Here is an 11,836-nt window from a genome sequence, read left to right on the forward strand (position 1 = left end):
GGAAACTGGTTAACTTGGAGGGCTAATGGTGTGTTAGGTTGGGTTCTGGAGGTGAGGCTTCATGCCTACGCAGGACGAACTCTTCGCGGCGGTGGACGCGCTGCTGGCCGGGACCGAGCCGGGTCCGCAGCTCCCGGAGCCGGCCGAGCGGGCGCGCCTTCGGGAGGCCGCCGGGGTCACCCAGGCGCAGCTGGCGAAGGTGCTGCAGAGCACGACCCAGACGGTGAAGAACTACGAGAACGGCCGCTCGACGCCGAAGCCGCCTCGCTTGGAGGCGTACGCGCGGCTGCTGGAGGGCTGGGCGGCGAAGTACCCGGCGCCGGAAACCGTCCCGGCCGCACACACGGTCGACCAGGTCCCGGTGGCCTTCGCCCCGGCGCCCGCCCCGGTCGTCCCGGTGGAGCCCGAGCCGGAGCCCGCCACCGACGCGGTGGAGGAGACCGCCGATGATGCCCCGCAGGCACCCGCCACGCCAGCGGCCCGGCCCGCTGCGGCGCGTCAGAGCGGCCAGCCGCTGCGCCGCGCGGCGCGGCCGACGCAGCACTTCGATGGGCAGTTCCCGAACGGGCCGCTCGTGGTGCTGGACGGCGACGGCACCGCGTACGGGGTCGGCGGCCTGGTACTGGAGTGCCCGGCGACCACGCTGGCGCAGCTGGTCACCTGGGCGCTGACCGACTCCGGTCTGGGCACGGCCCGGTTGAACCGCAACGGCCGGGACGGCGACCCGCTGGTCGTGCTGACCGCCGAGGCCGCCGCCAAGTTCGGGCTGCCGGCCACGCTGGACGACGACCCGGCGACGATGCGCTCGCAGCGGCTGCCGGAGGACCACAAGGTGGTCAAGGCACTGGCCCGCTCGAAGTGGCAGCTCACCCGCCGCGGCTTCGGCCCCTGGGCCCGAATCTACCGGCCGGTCAAGGACGGCCGCCGCCAGTGCGTGCAGCTCGCCGTCCTGCCGTGGCGGGCCCTGGACACCCGCGCCTGGGGCAACGCCGACCAGCTCCCGGCCCCGGACCTGGCCCGCGTCCTCGGCGTCTACGCCCAGCGGGTCATCACCCCGCGGGGCTCCACCGCGACCTGCGGCCTGGAGCTGATGACCGCGCTGCGCCCGCCGACGCGGGCGGTGCGCGACGAGGCCACGGGCGGGTGGGTGTCCGGGCCGAATCCGGGCGCGCTGACCGACGTCTACGAGGCAGCGCCCCCGGAGGTCCTCACGGAGCACCCGGCCGCGCAGGGCTGGATGGGCGGCTTCCTGAACGAGGAGTCGTACCAGTGGATCCGCCCGGTGGAGACGCTCTCCGAGGCGGAGATGGTGGAGCCGTTCGCGGTGGGCATCGACATCAACACCGCCTACCTGGCAGCCGCCGCCCGCCTGTCGGTGGGCCTGTCCGGCCCGGTCCACGTCCGCCGCCCGGACTTCGACAGGAAGACGGCCGGCTCCTGGCTGGTGGACCTGTCCCACATCCCGACCGATCCGCGCCTGCCCTCGCCGTTCACCCCGACCGGCCAGCCGCCGACGGGCCCGGGCTGGTACACCACCACCACGGTGGCGTACGCCCTCGAGCTCGGCCACGACGTCCGCCCGATCGAGGCGTACCTGCGCGAGAAGGCCGGCGCGTACCTGGACCCGTGGCATGACCGCCTGCGCGAGGCCTACGTGACCACGATGGCCGAGGCCGGCATCCCGGTCGAGAAGGACACCGACGAGCGCGCCTTCCTCGCCGCGATGACCGCCCACCGCCTCCTCAAGAGCGCCGGCGCGGACCTGGACGCGCTGCGCACCGCGCTCGCCGCCGAGGGCCTGGAGCACCTGGCGGAGATGGGCGACGACCAGCTCGCCTCGGCCGCGTGGCGCCACCACCAGATCGCCGTGGTGCTGTCCGCGGTGAAGTCGACGGTGAAGTTCGGGATCGGGAAGCTGCGCGAGCGCCCGCAGGGCCTGAACTACAAGCCGGGCGATCCGTGGTCGGCCCTGGAGCGGCCGACCTGGCGTCCGGACATCCGGGCCGCGGTCATCGCCAAGGCCCGCGTCAACATGCACCGCAAGATGGCCAACGTGGCGAAGGCGAACGGCCGCTACCCGCTCGGCGTGAACAACGACTGCGTCGTCTACGCCTCCCCGACCCCGGACCCGTTCGGCTTCCTGCCGCTCACCGGCTCCGGCAAGGGCGTACTGCCCGGCACGTTCCGCCTCGGCGCTACCCCGGGCCTGGCCAAGGTCGAGGGCGTCCAGAGCATGCTGACCGTCGTCGACTGGCTGGAGCGCGACCAGCCCATCAACCCGGCCCGGCACATCAAGGGCTACGACGCCAACGAAGTCGACGGGAAATAGGAGCAGACCGTGGAGGAGATCACCGACGCGATCGACCGGGCGGCGCCCGAGCACTTCACCCAGGCCCTGCCGAAGGGCGCACAGGCCCAGATGCGGGCGCTGGTCAAGGCCGCCAAGGGCGACAAGAAGGCCGTCGCGGACCGCCTCGGCGTCGACCCGAACACCGTGCGCCGCTACCTCAAGGGCGAGCGCAAGCACCCGCGCGCCGCGCTGCGCGAGGCCCTGGCCCGCGAGCTGAGCCGGGTGTGGCAGCCCGGGATCCGCCGCCAGGCCCGCAAGAAGGCCGCCAGCACCAGCGGCATCACCGTCGAGGTGTGGGCGTACTTCGGCTACACCGCCCCGGTCGGAACGACCGACGAGGCCCGGCTGCGGCACCTGACCGTCCACCTCCCCCCGGCCTACGCCGAACGTCTCTTCGCCGCCCAAGACCGAGGAGAAAGCGACCAAGAGATGCGCAAGATCATGGCCGAGGGATTCCAGGAAATCTATTTCAAGGACGGCGGAAGGGCCACCGGACTCGAAGTCGAATTCACGGGCATCAAAGCAATCGACGTCCAGTACTGAGCACCGAAGGAGAAACGCAGCGATGAATCACACCATCACCGGCACCGACCGCAACGCCGTCTTCCTCGCCGCCGCGGCCCGGCTGCCCGACGAGCGCCAGGCCGCCGACCTGGAGCACATCCGCACCTACTACGCGCTGGAGACCCGCCTGGGCATCCGCGTCGAGCTCGGCGGCCGCATCCGCCACGACGGCCGCGACGGCACCATCGTGGACACCGCCGGGCAGCGGCTGAAGGTCCTGCTCGACGGGGACGAGACGCCGAACGTCTGCCACGTCACCTCGCAGATGGCGTACGAGACGCCCACCGGATGGATCACCGCCACACCCGTCCCGGACCCGTGGGCCGCCGCCCCGACCGCCTGAGCGGGGCCACGGTGAACGCCCGCCAGCGCCTCGAAGCGATGGTCCGCACCGACCACACCGACACGACCGTCTGGTCCGCGCAGGAACTACGCGAGGCCCTGAACGAGTACCGGGACGAGGTCCTGGCCCAGGCCGGGCCACCGGCACAGCCACCGGACGTCAACTGGCAGACGGAGATGGAAACGACCCACGCCGCCCGCTGGGCGGTGCACCAACTGCGCAAGCAGCGGGCCGCCGACACCGAGGGCCCCACGCTGCGCCCCGAGGACGTCGACACCCTGGTCGCCGAGTTCGACCGGATGCGTACGCTGCTGGCCGACTCCTGGAACCGCGCCGCGGACAAACTGGCAGCCACCCCGCACGACCCGTCCGCACTGACCGGACCGCTCTGGTACGGCCAGGGCTGGGACAACGCCGTCGACCGACTGCGCGACCTGGCCGACTACATGGAGCCGTAGAGCCGGCCAGGAGAAGAACCTGTGGGCCTGTTCCCGGCATTGGAGCTGCCGGGAACAGGCCCACAGGCGTTCTGCCCTTCCCTACGGTGGTCCGCCGGCGGCCTTCCGCTTCCGAGGCGCCAGAGGCCGGCCGGAGACGCCGGGGACGTCCGTGTAGAGCAGCGCGCGCGAGACCTCGAGCTCCTTCGCCACCGCGGTGATAGTCCGGTGGGGATCGGCGAGCAGTTCCTGCGCCCGCGCGATCTGCTCGGCCGTCATCGTCGTGCGGCGCCGCAGCGCCACGGGGCGGCCCTGCTCGTCGCGCTCGATCCGCTCGTTGCGGCGCCCCGTCAGCTGCTCCCGGGCCACCGCGTCTACGAGGTCACGATCGACGTACTGCCGCGACCGTGCGACCTCGTCCCAGAAGGCTTCGAAGGCATCGAACGCGGCCTCCAGCTCGGCGAGGCCGACCTCCTTCTCCACGCCGTCGACCATGACGAACGTGTAGCCGTCCTGCGCGGTGGTCATCTGCTTCATCACGGCGACGGCCTGGTCGAACAAGGTGGTGTCCACGCACGACCAACCCGGACACGCAGGCCCACGTCACGGCTTCTCGCCCGTACAGACCACCCACCCTGCTACCCGCAGGCCGGTCACTGCCAGAGCATCGATGGTCGACCTGGCGGATCCACAGTCGCCGATTCCTCGTCACTGGTGTCCGCCAACGTCGCCCGGTCCGATTCCGGCAGTCCCAGTTTTTTGGCTTGGCGTAGCCGGCGGTAGAAAGTGCTTTCGCTGATGTGGAGAGCTTTCTCGACGGCCTGGGCGGCGTTCTCCTTCTTGGCCTGGGCTTCTTCCCGTACGCGCAAGATGGCGCGGAGCTGGTTCACGCCGCTGGCGTCTCGAGGGCCGATCATCTCGGCGATGACCACGGCGAGCGGGTCGTTGGGGAGCACTGGGCACACGGGCCCCTTACTCGACGGGATGGTTTCGATCCCCCGGCGGGCCAGCGCGGCCAGCCCTTGTGCGAGCACCAGCCGGAATGTTTCAGGCGGGTACGTGACACGCAGGCAGTCGTAGAGCATGACTGGCGGGTCGGTGAGCGTCACTGTGAGGTCGGGGGCGATCGCGGCGCGAAACCGCACCGTCAAGTCGGGTTGCGCCACCAGCAGGTCCACCTCGTCAGGCAGGACAAGGCCTTCGCCGACCGGAATCGGGGCCCGGGCACCGACACTGCACAGCCGCTCAGCGTCAGTCAGTGTCGAGTAGACCAGCACGTTCCCCCAGCCCCCAACGAATAATCCGAACGCACGGCCGATGTCAGAATCGCGATTTTCTCGACAGCTCAAGGCTGATGCTATCTCCCCAACCTGCCTGGAAGATGGGGCTGTTGAGGCCAGAAGGCCGAAATCCACACCATGAAGCCAGGGGACAATCATGCCCAAATCCGCGCGCCGCACGAAGACCACCAGTGCCCGGCGCGTCTTCAACCTGTCCCGTCCAAAGGCCCGTCGTCAGGGCAGGCTGGACCGTGCACGCCGCACCATCAACCGTCGGGCTGACAACGGCTCGATTCCGCCGCGCGACCGGCAATCCGTGTCGGAGCTGCTCCAGCAGGCCACTCTCGCGCTGACCACCATCAGCGCTGCTGCGCAGGCAGCCCACTGGCTGGCACAACTCGCCAGCTATACCCAGCTGCCCTGACCTCACCGATAGCTTCGACCGACCTGCTTCCAGCCCACGCGGGAGGCTACCCGCCGGGACAGGTGCGCACATGGTCACCCGATCGTGGGATCGCAGGCAGTGTCGTCTTGGCCCGCTGCGGCTGCCTTGGCTACGGTCCACCACGGCTAGACGCGTACTGCCGCTCACCGCCGTCCCAGGGCTCCACGCGGTCCGGGATCGTGGTCAAGGTCTTCCGAGGCCCGCGGGTTTCTTCACCCATGTTCGAGCGGCAGTCGTACGAGCCGGCACCGGGGGCGTGGCCCGGCCGGCGGGAGACTACGTCATGCCGAAGCACCAGACCACGGCGGCCCAGGCCGCCCGCCAGGACGTCAAGACCGGCGCGAAGTACACCACCGCCCTGCGCACCCGCCGCGCCGCGGCCCCGGCCCGCACGGCGGTTGTGCGCTTCCTCGCCCAGGAGTCCGGCCACCTCTACGAGCTGATCGGCGGGATCGCAGCGGCCTGGGCCGACACCGGGCTGCGCGTCCTGCTGCTCGAGGAGACCGACAGCGGCTGGCGATGGACGCTGCCCAGCGGCCGCCGTCGGCAACCGGTCACGCGCACCGAGCCGGAGCCGGTGACCGTCGTGCTGTGGGAGCAGCTGGCCGGGCCGGGCACGCTGGTGCACCACACCTGCGTGTGGGACGTCTGGGGGCCGGGCGACCGAGGGATGCCGGTACACGACCGCACAGCGCTGCGCACGGCCGTCGCAGCGGCCCGCGAGGCCTACGACATCGTCGTCCTGCTGCCCGACGGCTCCTGGTCCTACCCCGAGCGGGAACTGGCCACGGCCAGCATCGCGGCCGTCGACCTGAACGACTTCCCGCACACGGACTGCCGCGTCGCGGTGCCCGGCACGTACGAGCATCGCGGGGCCCCGCTGTCCCCGGAACAGTGCGCCGCGGTGCTGCGCGAGCGCCACCTGTCCTTCCTCTACGGCTTCGGCCTCGCCGCCCTGCCCATCGAACCGGACGGGCTGATCTGGCAACTGCACGGCAAGGCACCCGTCGACGACGACTACCTCCAGCGCGTCGACCGCGACATGGCCCGGGTCGGCCTGCGCACCCTCGGCTGGGCCACCACCGAGCCCCTGCCCCTCAGGCCCCGCCGTGGACTCCCCACGCCGGAGCAACTGGCCAGCCCGGACTTCGTCGGGCCGCACCGAGAGATCGCCGCGCGCCTGCGCCAGGTGCCCGGCGTCCTGCCACTCTGACCAGACCCGGCGGTCGGGTGCTCCGCGTTCCGGGCTCGATCTGGATGAAGGAGCCGTCTCAATGACGCGAGGGTGCAATGCAGACCGCATTGCACCCTCGTGTCGCTCGGCCTGGACGGCCTGTACCAACGAGGTCAGGCTTCGGAGGAGGAAGCGGTGTCGGGACGCTGGTCGGAGAAGAAGTCCAGCTTCTTCCCGAACAGTTCCTCGCGCTCGCCCGTGGGGAAGACCGTTTTCTCGTAGAGGGCGTGCTGGCAGATCAGCGATTGCTGGGAGGCGGACAGCCTGAGGCTGCGCCGGGTCTCCGAGGGTTCGGTGAACCACTGCGAGATCGGCAGGCTCAGGTAGATGTCGGACCCGGTGTCCTTGTCGTAGACGAGGCGCGTCAGGCCCCCAAGGACGACCTCGTGGTTGAGCGTGCTCCGCCTGCCGGCGGGGTCGGAGAACGACACGGTCCACGACCACCTCTGGTCGTCCGAGAGCGTCGCGTTCTCCGGGATCTTGCCGTCGAAGCCAACGAGGAACTCGGCATGGGGGCCAAGTACCGTACGGGCCCACTCCACGTCCCCCAACCAGGGAGAGACGGAGAGAAAGCCCTCCGCGATGGTCCGTGTCTCCTCGTCGCTGATCAGGTGTTCTCCGCTCACGCTTCTCCTCCACCGGTCGGCCTGGGGCTGCAGGGAGGCTACTCCCCGTACCGCTGAAGCTGCCCGGCCCTGCCGAATCCGCCGAGCCATACCCAAAACGCCTTATTTGCAGATATTCAGGGCGGCTTGTGCTCGGAATCGCCGAACTCTGTCCACAGGCTCGCGGCTTCACGCTGCTCGGGTGCTAGACGACATAGACAGCGGCATAGACGGCATAACCGAAGAAGCGGTCAGCGGCCGGGCGAGGCGCGGGACGATCGCGGACGGCCTGGAGCGTGCCGAGCGCGCCCAGTTCACCGAGCCGATCCCGGCCTCCACCCAGGAGCGGACCGGGTTCCTCCTCGGGAAGCTGAAGGACGGCACGAAGGCCCTGGCGGCCCGTCTGGGCGTCTCCCAGCGCACCGTCCAGCGCTACCGCGCAGGAACCGTCACCAGGCCGCGAGCAGCCGCCAGGGAGGCGCTGGAGGACGAGACCTGCGAGCACTGGCAGCAGGACGTCCGCACCGAGGCCAGACAGCGGGCGGCCAGCACCGGATTCACAATCAGCACCCGCGCGACATTCGGCTTCGACGCCGGGGCCGGCACCAGCGACTCACCGCGCCCGCGCCTGCTCACCCAACGCATCTCAGGGGCCCACGCCGGCGCCATCATCGCCGCCCGCGAGGCCGGCGCCACCGATGACCAGCTCACCGAGATGGTCGGCGAAGCCCTCGCCGACGCCTACTTCCGCATCGAGGGCACCGGCACCGCAGACCTGAAGGTCCACCTCCGGGACATCGACTACATCGACATGTCCTTCTGATCCCCCCACCCACTCTGATCAGCACCGACGAGGAAACCCCCATGGCTCACGCACACCACCACACACACGGACACCAGCACGGCCGCGACATCGGCGAGATCCTGCACCGCCGCTTCCACTTCCTCGAGCACCGCCACCGCGACCACGGCGGCCTGGACGAGACCGTCGAGCCCCTGCCGATCGACGAGCAGATCCTCGCCCGCGTGGCCGCCGGCGACCCGCACGAGATGACCACCGAGGTGTACCTGGCCATCGAGGCCTGGCTCACCACCGCCTACACCGCCCGCCGCGGCTGCTACGCCGACCCGCGTATCCACGGCCACTCCGACCTGGTCGCCCTCGTCCAGGACCGGGCCGCCTGGCTCTACACCTGCCCCGAGACCTGCCCCACCACCGAACAGCCGGGCTGCGACGGCTGCTCCGAGGCCTGCGCCGGCGGCGTGCACCGCAGCCGGGCCCGCGCCGTCTACGAGCTGGCCGTGATACTCGACCGCGACCACTGGGACGCCTTCTGCCAGGCCCACGGCTGATGCCGCCCCACGACCTGGTCCTCCTGCCGCTTCACGACCGCCGGCTGCGCCTGGCCGAGCGCCATCAGGAACTCGCCCGGCTGTGCCGCAGCGGACGACTGGCCGCCACCATGCCCGTGGTCGGCGACGAGGAGGTGCTCGACCAGATGGGCCGCAGCCGTGACATCAGCTTCCCCGCCGTCCAGGCCTGGCTCGCCCGCGAGCACCTCGCCGCCCGCGGCTGCTACGCCGATCCCACGGTCCGCAATGCCTCCGCGCTCTGCCGGGTGATCACCGCGCACGCCCGGCACCGCCTCGAACACCCGGCCGCGTGTGCGGGCACCATCGACGGCTGCCACGGCTGCGCCGTCTGCGCCGACGACGACCACCGCCGCACCGCGCTGGCCTCCATGGCCATCGGCCAGGCCCTGGCCCTCCTGCGCAGCCGGTAGTGCCCTCGGTCGGCCCGCACGCACCGCCGGCCCCCTCACCAGCGGGTGCAACGCGAGCCCGCACCCGACTGCAACACAGAGCCGCGTTGCGGCCTGACCTGCACAAATAAGCCAGATCAACGCCAGAAGAGGTGTAACGCGGTCCGCGTTGCACCCCTCGTGTTGCTGCGCCCCGAGCCTGTGAGCAGCGGGATTCCCCAAGAGGGGAACGATGTTCGCGCCTGCCGGCTCAGCTGACGACCGCTCGCAGGTTCCCCCGGCGCCGCGCCTCGGCGGCCGCCTTCGCCTTCGCCGTCTCGGCCCGCTTGCGGCGCTGCTCCGCCAGCTGGTCCTGGTACTGGTCGACGTTGCGCCGGTACTGCTCGACGAACCCCGGCCAGTTCAGCCGCTGCTCCGCAGGCATCCGCGCCACCGCCGCCTTGCAGTCCCGCACCGTCAGGTACCCGGCCAGCATCGGGTTCAGCTGGTAGGAACCGTTGCGCACCCGGGTCAGCAGCTGCGCCAGGTCCAGGTCGCGCAGCGCCGCGTTGACGGTCGGACGACTCAGCCCCATCAGGGTCGCAATGGCGGCCTGGTCCATGTTGATCAACCCGCCGGGCTCGCTGTAGGCCCGCAGCTTCAGCAGCACCCGGTACGCCGCCGGCAGCAGGTCAAGGTCGGCCAGCACACCCTCGCAGTTGACGTTCGCGAAGCGCAGGTCAGAACTGCTCATCGGATCCGCTCTCCTTCGTCGCCATCTGAGCGCGGGCCGCCTGACGCTCGGCCCGCGCCTTCGCCCGCTCCTTGCGCAGGCGCTCGATCTCCTGGCGCATCGTCTCCAGCGACGGGAACCGCACCAGGTCCGGCAGCGCCTTGTTGCCGCGGATCTCGGAGATCGCCGTGCCCTGCTCCACCTTGCGGTAGACCGGCTCGGTGGTCTCCGTGCCCGGCAGCCACTCCGCCACACGGTACGAGTACGGGGGGTTGAACTGGTAGACGCCCCTGGCGACCTTGAACACGATGCCGTGGTCCATGATCTCCACCAGGGTCTCGTTGACCCGCCGGCGGGGCACGTCCAGCACGGTGGCCATCTCCTCCTGCGTCAGGTGGATCCGCCCGCCGGCCCGCTGGCACGCGATCAGCAGCAGGATCACCCGGAACGGCAGCGCCTCACGGAAGTACTGCACCAGGACCAGGAAGAACTCCAAGGAGTCCATGGAGAACGCGTTCGGCTGCTGCGGAGAGGAGTAGAACTCCACCCGCTGCCGCTCGGCACTCAGCGAGAGGTCGCGGTCCGGGTACCGATCCGCCAGCTCGCTCAGGTCCTCAACCGTCGACCGGCGTGCCCGCCGGCCCCAGCCCGCCGCCGGGTCTTCCAGCGGCAGAGCAGGCTGCGCAGGCACCCGCTTCGGCTTGGGCTTGGCAGCCGCGCGGCGGCCCTGCGGTTCAGCTGACACCGGGTCGTTCTCCCACCTCTTCGCGATCATCGACTGCTGCCCGCAGTATGTCAGCTCTACTTAGCTTTTTCTTCAAGCACAGCCAACATTTCCGCGTGTTGTGTCCCCCCAGGGGGGACAGATCTCCCCCCTCGCGTGCACCGGACGCCGACGCACGCACGCCGCGCCAAATGTCAACCACACCCAACATTCACGCACTCACGTGTCAACTCCAGCCAACATTTTGACGGTGATATGAGTACTCAGGAGTCTCACATCGCACCCGATATGCCCTCCCACGAGTCTCACATCGCACACCACCGCACAGCCCTGACCTGCGAAAACGCACCCTCTTCCCCCATCTATAGGGGCGGTGCGGAAGGAATCGGGGCCCACCCGTACGTACGGGGCACCCCGCAACCGTCCGGAGCGCACACAGCAGGACCCCAGCAACCTCGCCACCAGCAGCCACCGGAGGCACCCTCCACCAAGCGCACGCCCGGGTGTGTCGTCAGCCCCGCAGCCCGGTGAAGCACCGTCACCAACCCGAAGAACCGTGCGACAGCATCGGCCTGCGGCCGATCCGGCAGTGCCGCGCCCGCTTCGCTGCGCCTGGCCGGACTCCGGGAGGAGTGTCCTGCCGCCGGACGCGCCTGGCTTCCAGCCGCGCGGAAGCCCCGGCAGGGGCTCCTCCGGACCCCCGCCCCCGCCGGACCCGGTCCAGTGGCCAGCCACCCCGCACGAGGCCTCGGGAGTGCCGCCGGACGCGCCTGGCTGAGCATTTCGACGGTGGCCCCCCTTAAGTCCCACCGCCATTTCACCCACCATCACCATCTCTCCCATCTGCCACCATCCGAATTCGCTGACTGGAGCAAGTGGCACGGCCTTGAGGGGTGCACAGTGATCCCTGAACCTACACAATGCATCACTGTGATGCATCCGCCTTGCTAAGGGTTCAGGATTTGGAGTGATGCACGCTGCTATTCGGGCATGAAAACCGGCCCGTGGGTGGTATGCTTCTCGCATGTCGTGTTCGTGGGGGGTGGGTGGTGACGGGCGTTCAGGGTGGGCGGAGCGAAGCGGAGTCCACTGGGCTCGACGGGGAGCGCCGGCTTTGACAGTCGGTCGGGTGACAGGGGGTCGGGTCCCGGAGGTGGAGCGGGATTCCTGAGCCTACACAGTGCCGCGCGTGATGCAACTCGCCCTCTCAGTCGGCCATCGGATTCCCGCTTGCGGGAATCCCCGGAAATCCCGCGAAGCGGGTTTTCCGCCGCTTTCGGAATTCCGCTTGCGGAATTCAATTCCCGCGCAAGCGCGGGAATTCGCCGGAGCGAAGCGGAGGCGCGCCCTGCCCGGCGGCTTGCCGCCGGGGTACCCGC

The 11,836-nt window shown here is 70.2% G+C and carries 14 protein-coding genes; 9 read left to right on the forward strand and 5 right to left on the reverse strand.

From position 1 onward, the window contains the following. Window positions 1–61 precede the first annotated feature (61 nt). The 4 genes from tap to ACFVXG_RS38505 are packed head-to-tail and all read left to right on the forward strand — an operon-like array spanning window position 62 to window position 3,715. A complete protein-coding gene (tap, locus tag ACFVXG_RS38490; protein WP_387934657.1) occupies window positions 62–2,329 on the forward strand; it encodes a telomere-associated protein Tap in 2,268 nt (755 codons plus the stop codon). Window positions 2,330–2,338: 9 nt separating this feature from the next. Next, window positions 2,339–2,893 carry a telomere-protecting terminal protein Tpg gene (gene tpg / locus ACFVXG_RS38495; protein ID WP_387934659.1) on the forward strand — a complete coding sequence of 185 codons (555 nt, stop codon included), beginning with the start codon at window positions 2,339–2,341 and terminating at the stop codon, window positions 2,891–2,893. Window positions 2,894–2,915: 22 nt separating this feature from the next. After that, window positions 2,916–3,257 (forward strand): hypothetical protein, encoded by a 342-nt coding sequence (locus ACFVXG_RS38500; RefSeq protein ID WP_387934661.1) that lies wholly within the window; start codon window positions 2,916–2,918, stop codon window positions 3,255–3,257. Between the two features lie 11 nt (window positions 3,258–3,268). Next, window positions 3,269–3,715: a hypothetical protein gene (locus ACFVXG_RS38505; RefSeq protein ID WP_387934662.1), complete on the forward strand. Its 447-nt coding sequence runs from the start codon at window positions 3,269–3,271 to the stop codon at window positions 3,713–3,715. A gap of 81 nt (window positions 3,716–3,796) precedes the next feature. On the opposite strand, the gene ACFVXG_RS38510 is transcribed toward ACFVXG_RS38505, so the two are convergent. Continuing rightward, complete coding sequence (locus ACFVXG_RS38510) at window positions 3,797–4,267, reverse strand: hypothetical protein (RefSeq protein ID WP_387934664.1); 471 nt, start codon at window positions 4,265–4,267, stop codon at window positions 3,797–3,799. An 80-nt stretch (window positions 4,268–4,347) separates the two neighbouring features. Then, window positions 4,348–4,971, reverse strand: coding sequence for a hypothetical protein (locus tag ACFVXG_RS38515; RefSeq protein WP_387934666.1), 624 nt, complete (start codon window positions 4,969–4,971; stop codon window positions 4,348–4,350). Window positions 4,972–5,131: 160 nt separating this feature from the next. On the opposite strand from ACFVXG_RS38515, the gene ACFVXG_RS38520 reads away from it, so the two are divergent. Then, a complete protein-coding gene (locus ACFVXG_RS38520; RefSeq protein ID WP_387934668.1) occupies window positions 5,132–5,398 on the forward strand; it encodes a hypothetical protein in 267 nt (88 codons plus the stop codon). Between the two features lie 304 nt (window positions 5,399–5,702). Then, complete coding sequence (locus tag ACFVXG_RS38525) at window positions 5,703–6,632, forward strand: hypothetical protein (protein WP_387934669.1); 930 nt, start codon at window positions 5,703–5,705, stop codon at window positions 6,630–6,632. A 134-nt stretch (window positions 6,633–6,766) separates the two neighbouring features. Here the strand turns inward: ACFVXG_RS38525 and ACFVXG_RS38530 are convergent, their stop codons facing one another. After that, the gene (locus ACFVXG_RS38530; protein ID WP_387934671.1) at window positions 6,767–7,279 is read right to left on the reverse strand and encodes a hypothetical protein; all 513 of its coding nucleotides are present in this window, start codon (window positions 7,277–7,279) and stop codon (window positions 6,767–6,769) included. Window positions 7,280–7,460: 181 nt separating this feature from the next. Here ACFVXG_RS38530 and tpg (ACFVXG_RS38535) point away from each other — a divergent pair, with 181 nt between their 5' ends. From tpg (ACFVXG_RS38535) to ACFVXG_RS38545, 3 genes are read left to right on the forward strand one after another with little or no spacing between them, the layout of a single operon-like run. Then, window positions 7,461–8,081, forward strand: a complete 621-nt coding sequence (tpg, locus tag ACFVXG_RS38535; RefSeq protein WP_387934673.1) for a telomere-protecting terminal protein Tpg — start codon at window positions 7,461–7,463, stop codon at window positions 8,079–8,081. 41 nt (window positions 8,082–8,122) lie between these two features. After that, the gene (locus ACFVXG_RS38540) at window positions 8,123–8,611 is read left to right on the forward strand and encodes a hypothetical protein (protein ID WP_387934675.1); all 489 of its coding nucleotides are present in this window, start codon (window positions 8,123–8,125) and stop codon (window positions 8,609–8,611) included. Then, complete coding sequence (locus tag ACFVXG_RS38545; RefSeq protein WP_387934677.1) at window positions 8,611–9,042, forward strand: hypothetical protein; 432 nt, start codon at window positions 8,611–8,613, stop codon at window positions 9,040–9,042. Before ACFVXG_RS38540 ends, ACFVXG_RS38545 begins: the two co-directional genes overlap by 1 nt. Before the next feature lie 229 nt (window positions 9,043–9,271). Here ACFVXG_RS38545 and ACFVXG_RS38550 read toward each other — a convergent pair whose 3' ends face one another. Both ACFVXG_RS38550 and ACFVXG_RS38555 read right to left on the reverse strand, forming a co-directional pair. After that, window positions 9,272–9,754 (reverse strand): helix-turn-helix domain-containing protein, encoded by a 483-nt coding sequence (locus ACFVXG_RS38550; RefSeq protein ID WP_387934678.1) that lies wholly within the window; start codon window positions 9,752–9,754, stop codon window positions 9,272–9,274. Then, complete coding sequence (locus ACFVXG_RS38555) at window positions 9,741–10,508, reverse strand: hypothetical protein (protein WP_387934680.1); 768 nt, start codon at window positions 10,506–10,508, stop codon at window positions 9,741–9,743. Before ACFVXG_RS38555 ends, ACFVXG_RS38550 begins: the two co-directional genes overlap by 14 nt. Window positions 10,509–11,836 lie beyond the last annotated feature (1,328 nt).

Origin of the sequence: Kitasatospora sp. NPDC058162, assembly GCF_042884005.1 — a bacterium.
Lineage (GTDB): Bacteria > Actinomycetota > Actinomycetes > Streptomycetales > Streptomycetaceae > Kitasatospora.